The sequence below is a fragment of the Mycobacterium angelicum genome (assembly GCF_002086155.1).
In the GTDB taxonomy this organism is placed as follows: Bacteria; Actinomycetota; Actinomycetes; order Mycobacteriales; family Mycobacteriaceae; genus Mycobacterium; species Mycobacterium angelicum.
Genome location: NZ_MVHE01000001.1, coordinates 83,519 through 103,790 on the forward strand (window position 1 = coordinate 83,519; position 20,272 = coordinate 103,790).

Here is a 20,272-nt window from a genome sequence, read left to right on the forward strand (position 1 = left end):
CTTACCCGTACCATCCTGCACCGTGGGCGCCCGTTGGGCTCACCAAGTCGAGCGCGATATCGACGAGCATGTCTTCCTGACCGCCGACCATGCCGCGCCGTCCGGCCTCTTCGAGCAGGCTCCGCGCGTCGATGCCGTAGCGTTCGGCGGCTCTTTCGGCGTGGCGCAGAAAGCTCGAGTAGACCCCGGCGTAGCCGAGGGTGAGCGTTTCGCGATCGACGCGCACCGGCCGCTCCTGTAAGGGACGGACGATGTCGTCTGCGGCATCCTGCAACGCATGCAAATCACAGCCGTGGTTCCAGCCCAGCCGCTGGGCCGCGGCGATGAACACCTCCAGGGGTGCGTTGCCGGCACCGGCGCCCATCCCACCCAGCGAAGCGTCGACCCGCCGGGCGCCGTGCTCGACCGCGACGATCGAGTTGGCCACACCCAGCGACAGATTGTGATGGGCGTGGATGCCGATTTCGGTTGTGGGCGAGAGTGTTTGACGCAGCGCATCGACGCGGTCGGCGACCTCGCGCATGGTCATCGCCCCGCCGGAATCGACCACATATGTGCAGCCGGCGCCGTAGCCTTCCATCAGCCTGGCCTGTGCGGCGAGGGCGGCCGGGGTGGCCAGGTGGCTCATCATCAGGAAGCCGACGGCGTCCATGCCGAGCCCGCGGGCGGCGCCGAGATAGGGGGCGGCGACGTCGGCTTCGCTGCAGTGTGTGCCGACCCGCACGACCTTCGCGCCCGCGCGGTACGCCTCCTCCAGGTTGCGCACGGTGCCGATGCCGGGAAGTAACAGCGTGGCGACTTTGGCGCGCGTGACGACGCCGGCCACCGCTTCGATCCATTCGAGGTCGGTGTGCGCGCCGAAACCGTAGACGCAGCTGGATCCGCCCAGACCGTCGCCGTGGGCGACCTCGATGGAATCCACACCGGCGACATCCAGTGCCCTGGCGATCTCGGTGACCTGGCCGGTGCTGTACTGATGCCGCACGGCGTGCATGCCGTCGCGCAGCGTCACGTCACTGATGTAGAGGGTCACGGTGCGGCTCCGGCGGTTTCGGTGTCATGGCGGGCGATGCGTTCGGCGGTGACCTTGGCCGCCGAGGTCATGATGTCGAGGTTGCCCGCATACGCGGGCAGATGATCGCCGGCACCGGCGACCTCAAGCAGAACGGTCACCCGGGTGCCGGTGAACTTTCCCGTCTGCGGGAGGTACAGCGGATCGTCGGCGCTGAAGGTTTCGAATTGAATCCGTTGCTTGAGCCGGTAACCGGGCACGTAGGTGCTGACCCTGTCGACCATGGCCAGCACGTCCGTCTCGATCCGCTGGTGGTCGGACGGCCCGTGTTCCAAGCCGTCGACCAGACAGTAGACGGTGCTCCGCATCATCGTGGGCGGGTCAGCGGGGTTGAGGATCATCACCGCCTTGCCGCGCTGCGCGCCCCCGACGACTTGCACTGCCGTAGCGGTGGTTTCGATGAATTCGTCGATGTTGGCGCGCGTGCCCGGACCGGCGGACTTCGACGATATGGACGATACGATCTCGGCGTAGGACACGATCTCACTCTGGGCCACCGCGGCGACGATGGGCACGGTGGCCTGCCCGCCGCAAGTGACCATGTTGAGGTTCGGCGCCTCGATGTGTTGGTCGAGGTTGACCACCGGCACACAGAACGGCCCGATCGAAGCGGGCGTGAGATCCAGCATCCGCACCCCGGTGCCGGCCAGCCTGGACCAGTTGTGCACGGCCGCATCGGCCGAGCTTGCGTCGAAAACCAGCTTGATGTCGCCGAAGTTCGACATGTCCAGCAGCCCGTCGATACCGCGGGCGGTGGTCGCAACGCCCAGACTTGCGGCGCGGGCAATGCCCTCGGAGCCGGGATCGATGCCCGCCATGGCGGCCATCGTCAACGGACCGCGGCTGCGCAGGATCTTGATCATCAGGTCGGTGCCGATGTGGCCCGAGCCGATGATCGCGACCGGCCAGCTCACCGGCTGGTCCTCTCGTCGACGAAGCGGCGGGCCAGGTCATGGATCGCCCTGCCGTGCAACTCGAACAGCGCGATGAGATCGACTGCGTCGCCGCCGATCTCCTTGGCGATGAACAGGCCGTCGGCGCCGGCCATGGCGTAGATCGCCAATTGCCGAACCTCCGCGTCGGTCAAGCCCGGCACGAATTCGTGGAAGTTCTGCTTGAGTTGTTCGAACGCCTGGGCGCGCACCTGCAGGAACATCGTGCGGGCGCGGGGCTCGGTCGGCCGGCGCTCCAAAGCCAGCATCAGCCCCAGCCGGATGAAGTCCGGCGCATCCAACAACGCCTTGGCGATCTGGGTTGCGAATCCCAGGAACTGCTCCTCGGTATCGTCATTGCGCGGGACTTCCCACGCCGCTTCCCAGGCACCGAAGCTGCGCTCGATGACGGCCGCGATCAGGTCGTCCTTGTCCTTGAAGTGCCAGTAAATGGAGCTGGCGGGCAGGCCGCACTTGGCGCTCACCAGTGCGATGCTGGTGCCCTCGTAGCCGCGCTCGGCCGCGATTTCGGAGGCCGCGTCCAGGATTCGGCCGCGGGACAACTCGCCGTCGGCGCGGCTGCGACGACGTTTCGGCGTTTCTTTGGCCATCGAACCTCCTCGGATGATTGGGTGTTGACTCTGTAGCGATCGCTACATTACCGTAATGATCACTACAGAACAAGCGCAGGAGGCAACGATGGCTCAGACATACGACGTAGCCGTGATCGGCTATGGTCCGACCGGCGCCACCGCCGCCAACCTGTTGGGCCGACTGGGATTGAAAGTCGTTGTGATCGAACGTGATCCGGATATCTACGGTCGAGCCCGCGCGATCTCCACCGATGAAGAGGTGATGCGCATCTGGCAGTCGATCGGACTGGCCGAACGGCTGCAACAGGACATGTTGCCGGACCGGCCGATCGCGTTCGTCGATGCCGAGGGGCAACCCTTCATCAACCTGAAGATCAAGTCCCACGGGATGGGGCACCCGCCGCAGCAATTCCTGTATCAACCTGCCGTGGATCAGGTGCTGCGCGACGGCATTGCCCGCTTCCCCAATGTCGAGGTGCTACTGGAGCACGAGTGTCTACGCGTGCTGACCCAAGATGACGCGGTCGAGCTGATGCTGGCCGACCTGCGCACCGATACCGTCAAGCGACTGCGCGCCGCTTACGTCATTGCCGCCGACGGCGGCTCCTCGCCGACACGTGGACAGCTGGGCGTCGGCTATGCGGGAAGGACCTATGCCGAACGCTGGGTCGTCATCGATACCAGGGTGATTCGGCAGTGGGACGCGCACGACCGGTTGCGGTTCCATTGCAATCCGGCCCGTCCCACCGTCGATTGCCCGACTCCCCTGGGCCATCACCGCTGGGAGTATCCGGCCCGAGCCGGAGAGGACGTCGCGAAATTGGTTTCCGACGAGCAGGTTTGGCAGGTTCTCAACGCCCAGGGCATCACGTCGAATGAGGTGGAGATCTTGCGCGCGGTGGTGTACTGCCATCATGTTCGGGTCGCCGATCGCTGGCGCGTCGGACGGGTATTTCTGGCCGGCGACGCCGCGCACGCCATGCCGCCGTGGATCGGTCAGGGCATGTCGGCCGGCGTGCGCGATGCGGCCAACCTGTGCTGGAAGCTTGCCGCTGTGCTGCATGGCCAGGCACCGGATTCATTGCTGGACTCGTATCAGGCCGAGCGCCAACCCCATGTCACCGAGGTGACCCGGCGCGCGGTGTTCGTCGGCCGGCTCATCACCGAGCGCCGCAAAGCCATTGCCGCCCTGCGCAATCGCGTCATGCGTACCCTCGGGCGGCTGCCCGCTCTAATGGACCAGCTGCAGACGATGATGTGGGTACCCCAGGCGCGCTACCGCGACGGCTTCCTGGTGTCCGGCCACCGCGCGGCGGGCTGGCAGCTCCCCCAACCCCGGGTCGTCGACAACCACGGCGCCACGGTTCCCCTGGACGCCACGCTCGGTGGGCAGTGGACGCTGCTCTACACCGCAGATGTCCCTGGGGGTTATCGCGCCTGGACCGATTTGGGTGTGCCGGCGATTCGGGTGGCCGGACCGCAGGATGGTCCTGGGCCGCGTGCGATCTGCGATAAGGACGGCACGCTGCTGCGCTGGTTGCGCGGAAAGCGTGTGGCGGCGGCGGTGGTGCGTCCGGACGGATTCATATACGCCGCAGCCGAAGCCGAGCGGATTCTGCCGCCGCCGCCGGCCGGCTTCACCCCGACCGCCCTAACCGCAACGACCACAGCAGGAGCCATCGCATGAGCACCACCACGCTTTCCGAACGCACCGTCATGGTGGCCGGCAAACCGATGTTCGTCGCCGAAACCGGTAGTGGCCCAGCAGTGGTGCTACTGCACGGCGGCGGTCCGGGGGCGTCCGGAGTATCCAACTACTCGCGCAATATCGACGCGCTCGCCGAACGGTTTCGGGTGATCGTTCCCGACCTGCCCGGCTACGGCCGCTCGGGCAAAGGGGTCGACCAGGCAGACCCGTTCGGCTACCTCGCCGACATGATCCGCGGCCTACTCGACGAACTCCACATTGGCACCACACATTTGGTTGGCAACTCCTACGGCGGCGCCGCGGCGCTGCGGTTAGCGCTCGACACACCACGGCGGGTGGGAAGGCTCGTGCTGATGGGCCCGGGCGGCATCGGCACCACCCGGGGTGCACCGACGGCCGGGTTGAAGAGCCTGCTGTCGTATTACCGGGGCGAAGGGCCCAGCCGAGGAAAATTGGAGTCCTTCATCCGCAATTACCTTGTGTATGACGGTCATTCGGTTCCCGACGAGTTGATCGAGCTGCGATACGCGGCCTCGATCGATCCCGAGGTGGTGGCTAACCCGCCGCTGCAGCGCCCGTCGGGCATCACCGCGCTGCGCACCCTGTGGCGGATGGACTTCACCCGCGACAAGCGGCTGAAGGATCTGCAGACACCGACCCTGGTGCTGTGGGGTCGCGACGACAAGGTCAACCGCCCGTCCGGCGGGCCGGTGCTGGCCGGCCTGCTGCCCAACGCACAGCTGGTCATGACCGCCCAAACCGGCCACTGGATGCAGTGGGAGCGCGCCGAGCTGTTCAACCGGCTGGTCACCGAATTCCTCTCGGCGGGCTTGTGGTTGACATCATGAGCGTGTTCGGCGCCGTACACCTCGGCTACATCGTGATCGAGACCAACCGTTTCAGCGACTGGCTCCGCTTCGGCTGCGACGCCATCGGGATGCACGCCGACGACACGATTTCCGACGTCCTGCGATTTCGGATCGACGGCAACGAATCCCGCTTTCTGCTGCAGCGCGGGCCCGCCGAGGATGTCACCGCCCTGGGCTGGCAACTCGACGATCACGACACCTTCGACGAAATTCTGCGCCGGTTGCGACGGCATGGCGTACCCGTCACCGAAGGCTCCCCAGAGGATGCCGCGCTGCGGGGGGTGGAACGGATGGTTCGCTTCCCCGGGCCCAATGGCCTCACGCAGGAGATCTTCACCTACGCCCGCCGCAGCGCCACACCGCTGGACATGGCGGTGCGCGGCGGTTTCGTCACCGGTGACGGCGGCATCGGGCATGTGGCCGTCACTTCTAAACAACCGCAACAGGTTCGCGATTACTACGGCACCGTGTTCGATGCGCGGCTGTCCGACTACATCGACGAGACCATCAGCGGCCTCAAATTCAAGATTCGTTTCCTGCGGGTCAACCAGCGCCACCACTCGGTGGCCATCGCGGCGGTTAACCGGTTGCCCATCAACCCCATTCGCACCCGAGTCCAACACCTCAATGTCCAGGTCGCCGACCTCGACGACCTGACGTCTTCCTATCAACGCATCAAGGAACTCGGGTTTCACCTGGCGCTGAGCGTGGGCCAGCACACCAACGACCGGGAGCTGTCCTACTACGCCGTCACGCCGTCGGGCTTCGAATGGGAAGTGGGCTGGAATCCGATAGTCGTCGATGAAACGACCTGGGAACCAACGACTTACCAGGGAATCAGCATCTGGGGTCATACCCCGGAAGGCCAGCGGATCGTCGACAAGCTGGCCCAGTTCAAGACCGCCGGCCAGTCATTGCTACGCCGCGAAGACAACGCACTCGTCCTAACCGGCCCGGCAAGCAGGTCGTGATGTCCCGAATCGACACCCACGACCAGATGATTCCGCCCGGCTTCGGCCACCGCCTACACCCGCAAGCTGGAAAAGCTCGCCGACGTGGCATTCCGGTCAACGTGCTCACCTTCGAACGGAGCGTGCCGGCGGCCTAGCCCGGTGCTGAGGCTCGCCGATCCAGCTCGCGCCGAACGTGTAACGACCGCGAAATTCCGGCCAATTTTTCGCGCTGAGTGCACGCTCGGCACGCTCAGGAAGCGACCGCGTTCAGCCGCACGCGGGTCTCCTCGTCGAGCTCGATGTCGGCGACCGCGAGGTTATCCTCCAGGTGCTCGACTGACGAAGTACCCGGGATCAGCAATACGTTGGGCGCCACGCTCAGCGTCCACGCCAGGGCGATCTGCGCGGGGGTACGGCCGAATCGCCTGGCCGCCTGCGCAATCAGCTCGTTGCCTAACACCGGATTCGGTTGCGCGAACGACGATCCCAAGGGAAAGAAGGGCACAAAGGCAATGCCGTGCGCCTGGCATTCCTCGAGCACCGGGTTCGACGCCCGATGCACCAGGTTGAAAACGTTCTGCACACAGGCGATTTCGGTACGTTGCAACGCGTGCAGCAGATGCTCGCGAGTGACCTCGCTAAGCCCGATCCCGCCGATCAGCCCTTCGTCACGCGCGGCGATCAGAACCGAAAGCTGGTCGTCGAAGAGCTGGTCGGGCGCTTCGCTGTCCATCAGTCGCAGATTGACCGCCGCCAGCTGGTCGACGCCGAGGGTGCGCAGGTTTGCTTCCAGATCGCGGCGCAGGTCGGCGGGCTCGGTGAGCGGCAGCCAGGCACCGGCCTCATCGCGGCGCCCGCCGACCTTGCTCACCAGCGCCAGGTTCTGCGGGTAGGGATACAGCGCCTCCCGGATCAGCTCGTTGGCGACAGCGGGACCGTAGAACTGCGCCGTGTCGATGTGGTTCACCCCCAGCTCGACGGCCCGGCGCAGCACCGCCAGCGCCGCGTCGCGATCCTTCGGGGGACCCAGCACGCCGGGACCGGGCAGTTGCATCGCGCCGAAGCCGAGGCGGGCGACCGAAAAGCTACCAAGGGGAAAGCAATCCATCTACTCAAGGCTAGCGTCGAATTCATGGACACGTTTCACGCGCTGGTTGCGCGCCAGGATGGGGACCGGGTAGCGGCATCGGTCGAGACACTCACGGAAGCCGACCTGCCGCCCGGTGACGTGACGATCCGGGTGCTCTATTCCAGCGTCAACTTCAAAGACGCGCTGGCGCTGACCCCCGGCGGCGGTGTGGTGCGCAACTACCCCGTGGTGCCCGGCATCGACCTGACCGGCGAGGTCGTCGAGTCACAATCGGCCGACTTCTCGGTCGGCGACGCCGTCGTCGCGCACGGTTACCAGATCGGCACCGGCCACCACGGCGGCTACGCCCAATACGCCCGGCTGCCCGCCGACCAAGTGGTGGCGCTGGGCGCGCTGAGTCCGCGCGACGGCGCGGCGATCGGCACCGCCGGCTTCACCGCCGCCATGAGCGTGCAGGCTCTCACGGACTGGGGCATCAAACCCGACGCCGGGCCGGTGGTCGTCACCGGCGCGAGCGGAGGTGTCGGGTCGGTCAGCGTCGACCTGCTGGCCGCCGCCGGGTATCAGGTGGTCGCCTCCACCGGCAAAGCTGACGCGGCCGATCGGCTGAAATCCCTTGGCGCCGCGGAAGTGATCGGTCGCCTGCCCGCCGATCCCGACGCGAAGCCGCGCCCACTGGCCAAGGTGCGCTGGGCTGCGGGAGTGGATTGCGTGGGCGGCGCGACGCTGGCCGACGTGCTCAGCGCCGTCGACTACCGCGGCGCCGTGGCCGCCAGCGGGCTCACCGGTGGCGCCGGTCTGCATACCACGGTGCTGCCGTTCATCCTGCGCGGTGTCGGACTGCTGGGTATCGACTCGGTGCAGCTGCCCATCGGTGAGCGCCGAGAACTATGGACACGTCTCGGGGATTCCCTGCGGCCGCTTCATTTGGACGCGATCACCACCGAAGTCGACGTCAAAGACGTTGTCGGCGTAGTCGACCGGGTGCGCGAGGGCCGCTTCTCCGGACGGGCTGTGGTGCGGGTCGCCGAAGGCTTCTGAACCGGAAGTACGCTGTTCGGCATGCGCGCGGCACGGGTGACCCGGCTCGATGGTCCGGATTCAGTTGAGGTGACAGAAGTCGACGAACCCGCCGGCGACGGCATCGTCGTCGAGGTACACGCCGCCGGGGTGGCCTTTCCGGACGCGCTGCTCACCCGGGGCCGCTACCAATACCGGCCGGAACCGCCGTTCGTGCCCGGCGCAGAGATCGCCGGGGTGGTGCGATCGGCCCCCGAGGACTGTCACGTGCGTGCCGGCGACCGGGTGGTCGGGCTGACGATGCTCACCGGCGGCATGGCCGAGGTTGCGGTGCTCTCCCCCGATCGGGTGTTCAAACTGCCGGACAACGTCAGCTTCGAAGCCGGCGCCGGCGTGCTCTTCAACGATCTGACGGTGTACTTCGCGCTGACGGTCCGTGGCCGGCTCAAGGCCGGCGAGACGGTGCTGGTGCACGGCGCGGCCGGCGGCATCGGCACCTCGGCACTGCGGCTGGCCTCGGTACTCGGGGCGTCGCGGGTGATCGCAGTGGTCAGCAGCGAGGAGAAGGCCGACATCGCGACCGCCGCCGGAGCCACCGACGTGGTGCTGGCCGAGGGATTCAAGGACGCGGCGAAGGAGCTGACCAGCGGGCGCGGCGTCGACCTGGTAGTAGACCCCGTCGGTGGCGATCGGTTCACCGATTCACTGCGTTCGCTGGCTCCCGGCGGACGCTTGCTGGTCATCGGCTTCACCGGCGGCGAGATTCCCACCGTGAAGGTAAACAGGTTGCTGCTCAACAACATTGACGTAGTCGGCGTTGGCTGGGGTGCGTGGGCCGGGACCCACCCCGGCGCCTTGAACGAGCAGTGGGCCGCGCTGGAAAAGCTGCTCAGCGAGGGCAAGCTGTCCCCTCCCGAGCCGGTGGTCTACCCGCTGGATCAGGCCGCCGCGGCAATCGCGTCGCTGGAGAATCGCAGCGCCAAGGGCAAGGTCGTGCTGCGCGTCCGCGACTGAGACGCTGCGTCGCGGCGGCTCTTGTGCCGGCTCGAAAGAAAAAGTAATGTCACTTTTAGTTTTGTAGCGGAGACATTCGGAGCCGAGCCATGGAATCGTTCATCCACCTGCGGAGGGGCCGGACACCTCGGCGGGTGCACGCCGATCTCGACGGATTGAAGGACGACGAGCTGGGCCGCGGCGGCTTCACCGGCCGCACCGCCAACATCTACCGTCGCCACGACCCCACCGCCTACCGCGCGGTCGGGCCGCTACGGCCGATCGACGTGCTGGCCGACGAACTCAAACCCACCGACGCGGTTGACGCCGACGGCGGGCCACTGCTGATGTTCTCCAACGCCGACTGCCGCGTGCTGCTGAGCCGCCGCACTGAGCCGATGCCGTTCTACACCCGTTACGTCGATGGCGATCTACTGTGCTTCGTTCATAGCGGCGCGGGTCTGCTGGAAACCGAGTTCGGTCCGCTGCGCTATCGGCAGGGCGATTGGGTGTACCTGCCGAAGGCCTGCACTTGGCGACAGGCTCCCGACAGCGAGACCACGCTGCTGATGATCGAGGCCACCGACGAGTTCCGGGTGCCGCCACCGGGTTCACTGGGCCGGCACTTCCCGTTCGATCCATCGCAGGCGACCATCCCGGAACCCGTTGCGCTCGAGGATGACGGCCGCGACGAGTACGAGGTCCGCCTGATGCATAAGGGCGGGCCGACAACGCTTTACTACCAACACAATCCGATCGATGTCGAAGGCTGGCGCGGCGACAACTTCGCGTTCACCTTCAACATCGCCGACTACAACGTCATCACCTCCGACAGCGTGCACCTGCCGCCGACAGTGCACCTGTTCATGCAGGCCACCGGTGTGTACGTGATGAACTTCCTGCCCAAGCCGGCCGAAGGCGTCCCGGGCACCGAACGCACTCCCTGGTATCACCGCAACGTCGACTACGACGAAATCGCGTTCTTCCACGGCGGCTCGCTCTACGGCATTCCGATGCCGCCGGGCCTGATCACCCATGCGCCACAAGGGATTCACCACGGCGCGCCGGAGAAGGCGCGGGCACGGGCCCGTCGCAAATTCGACGACTATTCGCGCGTCGACTGGCAGGTGATCGCCATCGACACCCGACAACGCTTGACTCCGTCGACCGAGGTGCTGGCACACGATCTGGGACAACACTGATGAAACATGAATACGACCGCATACCCTATCTCGTCGCGTTCCAGAACAACTCGGCTGTCCGCGACGTGTACGGCGGACTGGCCGAGATCACCGTGCTGGAAAGCTATCTGCTTAAGCCCAAGGGCAAGCCGTCGGACACCGTGCTGGTGTTCATGCATCCGATCGGCGGCGGCGCCTACCTGCCGATGATCAATGCGCTGGCCCGGGCGGGCCACCATGTCATCTACTGCAACAGCCGGTTTCGCGGCACGGATTCGGCGCTGCTGATGGAGAAGGTGGTCGAAGATCTCGGCGAGTGCATCAAGGACGCCAAGAACCGGCTGGGCTACCGGAAGGTGGTGCTGGCGGGATGGAGCGGCGGCGGCTCGTTGTCGGTCTTCTACCAACAGCAGGCGCAAAAGCCGACCATCACCTGCAGCCCGTCCGGCGACGGCCCCGACCTGACCGAGCTGGACCTGCCCGCCGCCGACGGAATCATGTTGCTGGCCGCCCACATCAGCCGGCACGGCACGCTGACCGAATGGCTGGACGCGTCGATCCTCGACGAATCCGACCCCACCAAACGCGATCCCGAACTGGATCTGTACAACCCGGACAACCCCAATCAGCCGCCGTACAGCGAAGAATTCCTGGCCCGCTACCGGCAGACACAGATCGACCGCAATCGCCGAATCACCGCGTGGGTCAAGGAAAAACTGGCGGAGCTGAAAGCCGCGGGCCGCCCGAATGACGAGTTCTGCTTCGTCGTGCACGGCACCATGGCCGACCCACGCTGGCTGGACCCGGCCGTCGATCCCAACGAACGCACCCCCGGCACCTGCTATCTGGGTGACCCGCAGGTGGTGAACATGAGCCCGGTCGGGCTGGCCCGCTTCTCGACCTTGCGCGGCTGGCTCTCGCAGTGGAGTTACGACGAGGCCCGCGGCGACGGGGTGGCCTGCGGTGGCGATATCGCGGTTCCCACCCTGGTGATCGGCAACCTGGCCGATGACGCCTGCACGCCCAGCCACACCCGACGACTGTTCGATGCGATCGGGCATCCCGACAAGGAGATGCACGAAATACCTGGCGCCACACACTATTACGCGGGTCCAGAGCAACGAGACAAGCTGCGCCAGGCCGTCGAGATCGTCACCGATTGGCTGGTTCGCCACGACTTTGTGGGCGCCGCGCGCCGGTGACGATGCAGAGCGCGCGATGAGGAGGAACGGCGCAATGAACCCACCCGGACCGCTGGACGGTATCCGGGTGCTTGAGTTGGGCACCCTGATCGCCGGGCCGTTTACGGGCCGGCTACTCGGCGATATGGGCGCCGACGTCATCAAGGTGGAACCGCCCGGCGCTCCTGACCCGCTGCGGACCTGGGGCCAGGCCGAACTCGACGGACATCACGTGTTCTGGACGGTGCATGCGCGCAACAAGCGGGCCATCACCCTCGACTTGCGCCGGCCGCGCGGCCGCGAGCTGTTCTTGGACCTTGTCGAGAAATCCGACATCGTCGTGGAGAACTTCCGGCCCGGCACGCTGGAAAAGTGGAACCTGGGCTACGACATACTCAGTGAACGCAATTCGGGCATCATCCTGGTTAGGGTGTCGGGCTACGGACAGACCGGCCCGGACGCACCCAAGGCCGGCTACGCCTCGGTCGCCGAGGCGGCCAGCGGACTGCGGCACCTCAACGGTTTTCCCGGCGGCCCGCCGCCGCGGCTGGCGCTGTCGCTGGGCGACAGCCTGGCCGGAATGTTCGGCGCCCAGGGCGCCCTTGCCGCGCTGTATCGCCGCGGTGTCACCGGCCGGGGCCAGGTCGTCGATGTGGCGCTCACCGAATCCTGTTTGGCCGTGCAGGAATCCACCATCCCCGACTACGACGTCGGCGGCGTGGTGCGCGGCCCATCGGGCACCCGGCTGGAAGGAATCGCGCCGTCGAACATCTACCGCAGCGCCGACGGCTCCTGGGTGGTGATCGCCGCCAACCAGGACACCGTGTTCGCCCGGCTCTGCACCGCGATGGGCCACCCGGAACTGGCCACCGACGGCCGGTTCGCCACCCACGGTGCCCGCGGCCGCAATCAGGACGAGCTCGACAAGATCATCGGCGCCTGGGCAGGCGAACGGCAACCACACGAGATCATCGAAACGCTTTCCGACGCAGGCGTGATCGCCGGGCCGATCAATACGGTGGCCGAAGTGGTCAACGACCCACAGCTGCGCGCCCGCGGCATGCTGGTCGAGCACTACGACGAACGCGTGCAGCGACCGGTGCTGGGCCCGGGAATCGTCCCGGTGCTCTCGGAATCCCCGGGCGTGGTGCGCAACGCCGGCCCGGCGCAACCGGGCCAACACAACCAGGACGTCTACATCGGGCTGCTCGGCAAGAGCGCCGCAGAACTTGCCGAGTTGCGGGCGCAGGAGGTGATTTGATGCCATACGTCGACATTCGCGAGGTGGCGCTGCGCGACGGCCTGCAGATCGAGAAGCCAATTCCGTTGGCGGCCAAGCTGGAGCTGCTCGCCGCGGTGGCCGCCACCGGGGTGCGGGAGGTGGAGGCCACCGCGTTTGTCTCCCCGTCGAAGGTGCCATCGATGGCCGACGCCGCCGAACTCGCGGCGCAGCTGCACAACTACCCCGACATCGAGTTCTCCGCGTTGGTGGCCAGCCCGAATGGCGCCAAGCGCGCGATCGCCGCGGGGTTCCGCGCGATCGAGTACGTGGTGGCCGCCGACGATGCGTTCAGCAAGGCCAATGTGGGACGCACCAGCGCGCAGGCCACCAGCCAAATCCGCGACATCGTCGCCATAGCCCACGAAAGTGACGTCATCGTCGAGGTCATCGTCGCCACAGCGTGGGACTCCCCCTTCGAAGGGCCAACCCCGGTGCAGCGGGTGCTCGACATCGCCGCCGCCGCCCGCGACCAGGGTGTCGACCGGTTCTCGATCGCCGACACCATCGGCACCACCACTCCGGGCCGGGTGACTTCGCTTATCGCACAGCTACTTCCGGTGATCGGCGACATGCCGCTGGGGGGACACTTCCACAACACCCGCGGCTGTGGGCTGGCCAGCGCCTTTGCGGCGGTCGGCGCCGGGGTTACCCGGCTGGACTCGTCGGTCGGCGGCCTGGGCGGTTGCCCGTTCGCGCCGGGCGCCACCGGAAACATCGCCACCGAGGAGCTGGTGTACCTGTTGACCGACAGCGGCTTCGAGGTCGACGTCGACCTGCGGGCGGCCATCGCGGCGGCCGAGGTGGCGAAATCGGTTGTCGGACATGATCTGCCGAGCGCGCTACTGCGTGCCGGAGACCGGATCCGCGGCTGATGCCCGCCGAGGTCGTCAGCACCAAGGGCCGCCAGACCCGGCTGGCCATCGAACAGGCCGCGCGGAAGTTGTTCGCCGAGAGGGGTTTTCACGGCACCACGCTGGCCGACATCACCTCGGCTGCGGGGAAGTCGCCGGCGGTGTTCTACCGGTACTTCACCGACAAGGAGGACCTGCTGGCGGCGCTGGCCGAGTCGTTTCTGCACGATGTCGTGGTGCCGTCGCGACTGAGCGTCCGGCTGCCGGAATCCCCCGACGACGACGCCTGCTTCGCCGGGGTGGTCACCGGCTACTGGAACATGTTCAAGCGGAACATCGGCATCATGATCGCCGTCGCCCAACTGGCCGCCACCCAGCAGCGCTTCGCGGCGCTGCAGAACGAATTCCGCCGCTTCGGCATGGACATCGTGGCCGCATCGGTGCGGCGCGCTCAGGAGCAGGGATATGGTCGCGACCTTCATCCCGACCACACCGCGGCGGCGATCGCCCTGCTGTTCGAGAACTTCACTACGGTGTTCGTAGGGCGCTCCGGGCCCGAACACCTCGGCCTGGACATCAGCGACGCGGACGCCATCACAACTTTATCGACGGTCTGGAAGAAAACTCTGTACGGCTCGTAAGGAGAACACCCATGGATTTCAGCCTCCCCGAACATCTTCCGGGCCTACTCGCCGAGATGGACGACTTCATCGAGGCTGAGATCAAGCCGCTGGAACGCGAACACATTCAGTACTTCGACCATCGCCGCGAACACGCCCGCACCGACTGGGACAACGACGGCATCCCGCGGCGTGAATGGGAGGACCTGCTCGGCGAGATGCGCAGGCGCGCCGACCAGGCCGGCTGGCTGCGCTACGGCCTGCCGTCGCAGTTCGGCGGCCGGGACGGCACCAACATCGACATGGCGGTCATCCGGGAACACCTGGCGCACAAAGGCCTCGGCCTGCACAACGATCTGCAGAACGAGTCGTCGATCGTCGGCAATTTCCCCCAAGTCATCATGATGGACCGGTTCGGCACCGACGCGCAGAAGAAGGAGTGGACCGAAGCGCTTATCACCGGCAAGCGGTCGATGGCCTTCGGGCTGACCGAACCCAAGCATGGCTCGGACGCCACCTGGCTGGAGACGCACGCCGAACCGGACGGCGACGGCTGGATCATCAATGGCGCCAAGCGATTCAACACCGGCGTCCACCGCGCCACCCATGACCTGGTGTTCGCCCGCACCTCCGGTGAGCCCGGCCAGGCCCGCGGCATCACCGCGTTCCTGGTGCCCACCGACTCCCCCGGCTTCAACGTGCCCTACTACTGGTGGACGTTCAACATGCCCACCGACCACGGTGAGGTCGAGCTCACCGACGTTCGGGTGCCCGCCGACGCGGTGCTCGGCGAGGTCGACCGCGGCCTCGAAGTCGGGCAGACCTTCCTGCACGAGAACAGGATTCGTCAGGCCGCCAGCAGCCTGGGCGCCGCGCAGTACTGCATCGACCGGGCCGTGACGTACACGAGCGAACGCGTGGTTTTCGGCAAGCCGTTGGCGGTGAACCAGGCCGTCCAGTGGCCGTTGGTGGAACTGCAGACCGAGGCACAGATGGTACGGCTGCTGGTGTACTACGCGGCCGAACAGCTGGACCGCAACCACCACATGGAAGTCTCGGACAAGGTGTCGATGGCGAATTACCGCGCCAACCGGCTGGCGTGCGACGCGGCCGACCGGGCCATGCAAGTGTGTGGCGGCGTCGGGTACAGCCGGCACGAACCGTTCGAACACATCTACCGCCACCACCGCCGCTACCGCATCACCGAGGGCGCCGAGGAGATTCAGATTCGCCGAGTTGCCCAGCGGCTGTTCAAGTTCGGCAAGAAGTGACACTGCAGGACAACTTGGCGGCCGTACTGCGGCAAGTGCTCGGTACGGCGGTGGCCGTCGAGAACCTGCGCGCGCTCACCGGCGGGGCCAGCCGCAGCACCTGGGCGTTCGACGCCGTCCCCGACAAAACCGACACCGGACCCAAGCCGCTGATCCTGCGCATCGGCCCGCCCGACGACATCCATGCCGGCATGGAGCTGGAAGCCCGGGTGCAGGCCGCCGCGGCAGCGGCCGGCGCCCCGGTCCCACACGTGCTGGCCGCAAGCAATTCCCTTGGTGCACTGGGCAATCCGTTCCTCATCTGCGAAGCGATCAAGGGCGAGACCATAGTTCGGCGCATCTACCGCCAACTCGACGATCCCGAGCGGCTGTTGCGTCAGTGCGCACAGGCGCTGGCTGCCGTCCACCGCGCCGATACGAACCATCCCGAGCTGGCGCGCGAAGACCAGCTGGAGCAATACCGCGAACGCCTGGACGCCATGGGCGACACCACCGCCCCCTTCGAATGGGCGTTCCGCTGGCTGGCGGCCCACCGGCCGCCGCCGTCGCCGCCAGTTCTGGTGCACGGCGATTACCGGATGGGAAACCTGATCGTCGACGGGTCCGACCTTGCCGCGGTCCTGGACTGGGAACTCGTGCACATCGGCGAGGCGTATGAGGATCTGGCCTGGTTCTGCGTGCGCGCCTGGCGGTTCGGCGCGGCGGCCGACCGGGGAGCGGGCGGTTTGGGCAGCATCGACAATTTCCTGAGCGCCTATGAGGGGGCCAGCGGGACTACCGTTGACCGAGTGGCGTTTCACTGGTGGCTGGTGCTGGCCACGCTGCGCTGGGGGGTCATCTGCAGATACCAGGCGCAGCGGCATCTGAGCGGACAGACCCGCTCGGTGGAATTGGCGACGATAGGGCGGCGGGTCTGCGAGAACGAGTGGGACCTGCTCAGCTTGCTGGACGAGGCCGGCACGTGAGCTACCTTTACGGCCGCCCGACCGCCGCCGAATTGGTGGCCGCCGTCGCCGAATTCCTCGAAAAGGATGTTCGGGAAGCCACCGATGGCCAAGTTAACTTTCACGCGCGAGTGGCCGCCAACGCCCTGCGCATGGTCGAACGCGAATTGCTCGCCCCCGACCACTCCCCCGCGCTCCTGGGTTTCGCCGATGAGGCCGCCCTTGCCGCGGCCATCCGGGCCGGCGACTTGGACGCCCGCGCGGACGAGGTTGTTGCCTGCCTGCGCGGCCTGGTGAAGCATCGGTTGGCGGCCGCACACCCCGGATACGACATCGAATAGGAGGCTGTCGCATGCCCACTACCACGGCGCAGGCCATCGTCGAGGTGGCCGACGAGCTGTTCGGCGCCATCGAAAACGGTGATGTGGCGGCCGTGGATCGACTCTGGAGCCCTGACATCGCGGTGTGGCGTCCCGGGGCCCGCCGTGACAACGACAAACCCCGCGCGCTCAAGGTGATCGACTGGTTCGTCTCAGCCACCGCCACGCGCCGCTACGAGATCTTGGACCGGCAGATCTTCGAGGACGGCTCAGCCAAGGGGTTTGTCCAACAGCACGTGCTGCATGCGAGTGGTCATGCCGGGGAGTCGATCGCCCTGCGCGTGTGCATTGTGATCAAACTGGGCACCAATAACCTGATCAGCCGTATCGACGAGTACTTCGATCCCGCCGAACTCGCCCCGTTGCTTGAACCCAGATGAGGTGCCGATGACGACCCTGGAAACACTGCTCACCGATCCCGAAGTCGTCGGCGGGTGGACGTTGAACCCCGAGCGCTCGACCATCACGTTCCGGATCAGGAACATGTGGGGGGTGTGGCCCGTCAAAGGCAGGTTCACCGAGTTCGACGGCGACGGCCGGCTCACCGAGCGGAGCGCGGTTTCGGGCCGGATCGACATCGAGGTGGCCTCGCTGGACACCGGTATCGGCCGCCGCGACAAGCATCTGCTCTCCGCCGACTTCTTCGACGCCGAACGCTTCCCCCAGATCGGCGTCGTCGTCGCCGCCCTGCACCCGACCACCGGGCGGGCCGCTGAGCTAAAGACCGATTTCACCATCAAGGGCAGAACCGAACCGGTCACCCTGCCCGTGACGATCAGCGAACTCGACGACGGCTCGGTGCGCGTCGTCGGCGAAGCCAAGCTCGACCGATCCCTATTCGGTGTGGACTGGAACAAATTCGGGATGATCGCCAAAACCGTGACGGTGGCTGCCGAAGCCGTCTTCGTCCGGCGCCGCGGGCACCAGTAGCATCTGCAAACGTGCCCGACTCCAGCGACGACCTGCAGATCCTCGTCTACAGCGACAACATCAGCACCCGCGAACAGGTGATGCGGGCCCTGGGCAAACGCCTGCACCCCGACCTGCCCCCGCTGAACTATGTCGAAATCGCGACCGGCCCGATGGTGGTTCGGCGGATGGATGAGGGTGGCATCGACCTGGCCGTGCTGGACGGCGAGGCGACGCCGACCGGCGGCATGGGAATCGCCAAGCAACTCAAGGACGAATTGGACAACTGCCCGCCCATCGTGGTGCTCACCGGTCGCCCGGACGATGCCTGGCTGGCCAGCTGGTCACGAGCCGAGGCCGCGGTGCCACACCCCATCGACCCCATCGTGCTGGGCCGCACCGTACTCGGATTGCTCAGCGCTCCGGCATTCTGACGCGCGGGGTTCAGCCGCCGCGGATCTGAACGCCGGGCGGCTCCTTCGGCCTACGCCGGAAGTCGCCGGATTCCGGCCGTAGCGGCACCGGCTTGGCGGGCTCCTCGGTCTCCGCCGCCTCCTGATCCTGCGGTTTCGCGGCCCCGGGAGTCCGAAGCGCGGAGCCCGGAATCGAGGAACCACCGCTTTGCTGCACGCGCGTCACGGCCATCGGAGCCGCCTTGGCTGCGATCTCGGGCGCCGCCGTCGGCAGTACACCAATTTCCGGGGTGGTTTCTTCGACAGCCGGTACTTCGGCTTCCGGCGCCGGCGGGGCAGCGGCTCGGTCGTCATCGGCGGCCGAGGGAGCGCTGCCGCCCGCTTTGACCGGACCGTCGCCGAGGAGCCCGGCACGCGTGGCGGTCCCGGAGGTGGGTATCGGGACGGGAACGAAGCCCATGCCGGTGGCACCGACGGCGCCGTTGCTCGTCACCGGCGGACCGGCTTGCACCGCACTGCCTGAGCTCGGGTCGCCGGGCACGAACCCGTTGCCGGCACTGTCGCCACCGACACCGTTGGCGTACATGGCACCGCCGTTGGTCAGGACCCCGCCACCACTGGCGCCGGCACCGCTGCCCGCGGCGTTCTCGGTCCCGGCAGTGGCGCCGTCGGAACCGGCAGCACCGGCACCGACGGGACCGGCTCCCACGCCCGGGTTGGCGGTGGTGCCGCCGCCCGACATGCCGGCCATGCCGCTAGCTATGCCGGCCCCCAATGCCGGAAGGCCCTGTAGCACGCTCGCCCACGGCACCACCTGTGCGGCCACCGCCGAGGCTCCCGAGTAATAGCCGGCCATCGCGGATACGTCGGCGGCCCACATCTCCTCGTAGATGCCTTCGGCCATCGCGATCAAGGGCGCGTTCTGGCCGAACAAGTTGCTCATCACCAGCTGCACGAAGGAATTGCGGTTGGCGTCGATCGCCTGCGGGAGCACCGTCGCCGCCCGGGCCGCCTCGAACAAACTGGCCACGATCCGGGCCTGCCCGGCCGCGCCGGCCGATTGCGACGCCGCCGCGCTGAGCCACCCGGCGTAGGGAGCCGCCGCGTTCATCATCGCCATCGAGGCCGCACCCTGCCAGGCCTGGCCGGCCAATCCCGACGTCACCGAGGCAAACGAGTTGGCCGCGGCGGACAATTCTTCGGCCAGCCCGTCCCAGGCCGCCGCCGCCTGCAACATCGGCGCCGTGCCCGCGCCGATGAACATGCGCAGAGAGTTGATTTCGGGAGGCAGCGCAAAGAAACTCACGGCTCCAGTCCTTCCAGATCAGCTGCCTGCGTCAACGCTGACCTCGCGATAGCCCCGTGACTACCCGGTGAGGCCATAGAGTAACAACAAGTGCTCCGCTTATTCGACCTTTGGGTGACATTCATATAATCCCGCCCTCCCGTCCAGTGTGCATCCCTTTTCGCCATGAGCCAGACCCCGGGCACGTGCTCCGGGGATCACGCGACTATGTTGAAGGTCACTGTGACGGCCCACAAGCCCGGTCCGTCACAACAGCCCAGTCACCGCCTGACCGTCCGCTCAGTTTGAGAAGGCGGCCACGTTACGCCGGAGCATGGAGCGAGTTGAACGTCTACATACCCATCTTGGTGCTCGGGGCACTCGCGGCTGCCTTTGCCGTGGGCTCGGTCGTGCTGGCCAGCCTCGTCGGCCCGTCTCGTTTCAACCGCTCGAAGCTGGCCGCATACGAATGCGGTATCGAGCCCACCGAAACGTCGGTAAGCGGCCCCAATGCAACCAGCGGACAGCGATTCCCGATCAAGTACTACCTGACGGCGATGCTGTTCATCGTCTTCGATATCGAAATCGTGTTCCTGTACCCGTGGGCGGTCAGCTTCGACTCGCTGGGCACGTTCGCACTGGTGGAAATGGTCATATTCATGCTCACGGTGTTCGTGGCCTACGCGTATGTGTGGCGCCGCGGGGGCCTGACGTGGGATTGAGGT

At 66.7% G+C, this 20,272-nt stretch carries 23 protein-coding genes; 18 read left to right on the forward strand and 5 right to left on the reverse strand.

Annotated features, from left to right (window positions below; genetic code table 11):
- Nucleotide 1: 1 nt before the first annotated feature.
- From dmpG to BST12_RS00400, 3 genes are read right to left on the reverse strand one after another with little or no spacing between them, the layout of a single operon-like run.
- On the reverse strand, nucleotides 2-1,033 hold the full coding sequence (dmpG, locus tag BST12_RS00390; protein ID WP_264061882.1) for a 4-hydroxy-2-oxovalerate aldolase: 1,032 nt from the start codon (nucleotides 1,031-1,033) through the stop codon (nucleotides 2-4).
- Nucleotides 1,030-1,986 carry an acetaldehyde dehydrogenase (acetylating) gene (locus tag BST12_RS00395; protein WP_211281179.1) on the reverse strand — a complete coding sequence of 319 codons (957 nt, stop codon included), beginning with the start codon at nucleotides 1,984-1,986 and terminating at the stop codon, nucleotides 1,030-1,032. The genes dmpG and BST12_RS00395 overlap by 4 nt, the downstream gene beginning before the upstream one ends.
- The gene (locus BST12_RS00400) at nucleotides 1,983-2,615 is read right to left on the reverse strand and encodes a TetR/AcrR family transcriptional regulator (protein ID WP_083111014.1); all 633 of its coding nucleotides are present in this window, start codon (nucleotides 2,613-2,615) and stop codon (nucleotides 1,983-1,985) included. The genes BST12_RS00395 and BST12_RS00400 overlap by 4 nt, the downstream gene beginning before the upstream one ends.
- Nucleotides 2,616-2,670: 55 nt before the next feature.
- Between BST12_RS00400 and BST12_RS00405 the strand changes: the two genes are divergently transcribed.
- From BST12_RS00405 to BST12_RS31830, 4 genes are read left to right on the forward strand one after another with little or no spacing between them, the layout of a single operon-like run.
- On the forward strand, nucleotides 2,671-4,284 hold the full coding sequence (locus BST12_RS00405; protein WP_083111015.1) for a bifunctional 3-(3-hydroxy-phenyl)propionate/3-hydroxycinnamic acid hydroxylase: 1,614 nt from the start codon (nucleotides 2,671-2,673) through the stop codon (nucleotides 4,282-4,284).
- Nucleotides 4,281-5,153, forward strand: a complete 873-nt coding sequence (locus BST12_RS00410) for an alpha/beta fold hydrolase (RefSeq protein WP_083111016.1) — start codon at nucleotides 4,281-4,283, stop codon at nucleotides 5,151-5,153. Before BST12_RS00405 ends, BST12_RS00410 begins: the two co-directional genes overlap by 4 nt.
- On the forward strand, nucleotides 5,150-6,145 hold the full coding sequence (locus BST12_RS00415) for a VOC family protein (protein WP_083111017.1): 996 nt from the start codon (nucleotides 5,150-5,152) through the stop codon (nucleotides 6,143-6,145). The genes BST12_RS00410 and BST12_RS00415 overlap by 4 nt, the downstream gene beginning before the upstream one ends.
- A complete protein-coding gene (locus BST12_RS31830) occupies nucleotides 6,145-6,282 on the forward strand; it encodes a hypothetical protein (protein WP_170062029.1) in 138 nt (45 codons plus the stop codon). Before BST12_RS00415 ends, BST12_RS31830 begins: the two co-directional genes overlap by 1 nt.
- 95 nt (nucleotides 6,283-6,377) lie before the next feature.
- On the opposite strand, the gene BST12_RS00420 is transcribed toward BST12_RS31830, so the two are convergent.
- Nucleotides 6,378-7,235, reverse strand: coding sequence for an oxidoreductase (locus BST12_RS00420; protein WP_083111018.1), 858 nt, complete (start codon nucleotides 7,233-7,235; stop codon nucleotides 6,378-6,380).
- Between the two features lie 24 nt (nucleotides 7,236-7,259).
- Between BST12_RS00420 and BST12_RS00425 the strand changes: the two genes are divergently transcribed.
- The 13 genes from BST12_RS00425 (at nucleotide 7,260) to BST12_RS00485 (ending at nucleotide 18,283) form a co-directional block, all read left to right on the forward strand.
- On the forward strand, nucleotides 7,260-8,258 hold the full coding sequence (locus tag BST12_RS00425) for an acrylyl-CoA reductase family protein (RefSeq protein WP_083111019.1): 999 nt from the start codon (nucleotides 7,260-7,262) through the stop codon (nucleotides 8,256-8,258).
- A 21-nt stretch (nucleotides 8,259-8,279) separates the two neighbouring features.
- Nucleotides 8,280-9,251 carry an NADPH:quinone oxidoreductase family protein gene (locus BST12_RS00430; RefSeq protein ID WP_083111020.1) on the forward strand — a complete coding sequence of 324 codons (972 nt, stop codon included), beginning with the start codon at nucleotides 8,280-8,282 and terminating at the stop codon, nucleotides 9,249-9,251.
- 89 nt (nucleotides 9,252-9,340) lie between these two features.
- Nucleotides 9,341-10,432, forward strand: coding sequence for a homogentisate 1,2-dioxygenase (locus BST12_RS00435; protein ID WP_083111021.1), 1,092 nt, complete (start codon nucleotides 9,341-9,343; stop codon nucleotides 10,430-10,432).
- Complete coding sequence (locus tag BST12_RS00440; protein WP_083111022.1) at nucleotides 10,432-11,613, forward strand: alpha/beta hydrolase family protein; 1,182 nt, start codon at nucleotides 10,432-10,434, stop codon at nucleotides 11,611-11,613. The genes BST12_RS00435 and BST12_RS00440 overlap by 1 nt, the downstream gene beginning before the upstream one ends.
- 34 nt (nucleotides 11,614-11,647) lie before the next feature.
- Nucleotides 11,648-12,853, forward strand: coding sequence for a CaiB/BaiF CoA transferase family protein (locus BST12_RS00445; RefSeq protein ID WP_083111213.1), 1,206 nt, complete (start codon nucleotides 11,648-11,650; stop codon nucleotides 12,851-12,853).
- A complete protein-coding gene (locus BST12_RS00450) occupies nucleotides 12,853-13,746 on the forward strand; it encodes a hydroxymethylglutaryl-CoA lyase (protein WP_083111023.1) in 894 nt (297 codons plus the stop codon). Before BST12_RS00445 ends, BST12_RS00450 begins: the two co-directional genes overlap by 1 nt.
- Nucleotides 13,746-14,366: a TetR/AcrR family transcriptional regulator gene (locus tag BST12_RS00455; RefSeq protein ID WP_083111024.1), complete on the forward strand. Its 621-nt coding sequence runs from the start codon at nucleotides 13,746-13,748 to the stop codon at nucleotides 14,364-14,366. The genes BST12_RS00450 and BST12_RS00455 overlap by 1 nt, the downstream gene beginning before the upstream one ends.
- A gap of 11 nt (nucleotides 14,367-14,377) precedes the next feature.
- Entirely contained in the window at nucleotides 14,378-15,616 is a 1,239-nt protein-coding gene (locus BST12_RS00460) for an acyl-CoA dehydrogenase family protein (RefSeq protein ID WP_083111025.1), read from the forward strand.
- Nucleotides 15,613-16,581, forward strand: a complete 969-nt coding sequence (locus tag BST12_RS00465) for a phosphotransferase family protein (RefSeq protein ID WP_372510930.1) — start codon at nucleotides 15,613-15,615, stop codon at nucleotides 16,579-16,581. Before BST12_RS00460 ends, BST12_RS00465 begins: the two co-directional genes overlap by 4 nt.
- Entirely contained in the window at nucleotides 16,578-16,901 is a 324-nt protein-coding gene (locus BST12_RS00470) for a DUF6285 domain-containing protein (protein WP_083111026.1), read from the forward strand. The genes BST12_RS00465 and BST12_RS00470 overlap by 4 nt, the downstream gene beginning before the upstream one ends.
- Before the next feature lie 11 nt (nucleotides 16,902-16,912).
- The gene (locus BST12_RS00475; RefSeq protein ID WP_083111027.1) at nucleotides 16,913-17,320 is read left to right on the forward strand and encodes a nuclear transport factor 2 family protein; all 408 of its coding nucleotides are present in this window, start codon (nucleotides 16,913-16,915) and stop codon (nucleotides 17,318-17,320) included.
- A gap of 7 nt (nucleotides 17,321-17,327) precedes the next feature.
- The gene (locus tag BST12_RS00480; RefSeq protein ID WP_083111215.1) at nucleotides 17,328-17,870 is read left to right on the forward strand and encodes a YceI family protein; all 543 of its coding nucleotides are present in this window, start codon (nucleotides 17,328-17,330) and stop codon (nucleotides 17,868-17,870) included.
- Between the two features lie 11 nt (nucleotides 17,871-17,881).
- Nucleotides 17,882-18,283, forward strand: a complete 402-nt coding sequence (locus BST12_RS00485) for an Rv3143 family two-component system response regulator (protein ID WP_083111028.1) — start codon at nucleotides 17,882-17,884, stop codon at nucleotides 18,281-18,283.
- A gap of 10 nt (nucleotides 18,284-18,293) precedes the next feature.
- Here the strand turns inward: BST12_RS00485 and BST12_RS00490 are convergent, their stop codons facing one another.
- Complete coding sequence (locus BST12_RS00490) at nucleotides 18,294-19,568, reverse strand: PPE family protein (RefSeq protein ID WP_083111029.1); 1,275 nt, start codon at nucleotides 19,566-19,568, stop codon at nucleotides 18,294-18,296.
- Nucleotides 19,569-19,891: 323 nt separating this feature from the next.
- Here BST12_RS00490 and BST12_RS00495 point away from each other — a divergent pair, with 323 nt between their 5' ends.
- Nucleotides 19,892-20,269: an NADH-quinone oxidoreductase subunit A gene (locus BST12_RS00495; RefSeq protein WP_083111030.1), complete on the forward strand. Its 378-nt coding sequence runs from the start codon at nucleotides 19,892-19,894 to the stop codon at nucleotides 20,267-20,269.
- The last annotated feature ends 3 nt before the right edge of the window (nucleotides 20,270-20,272 follow it).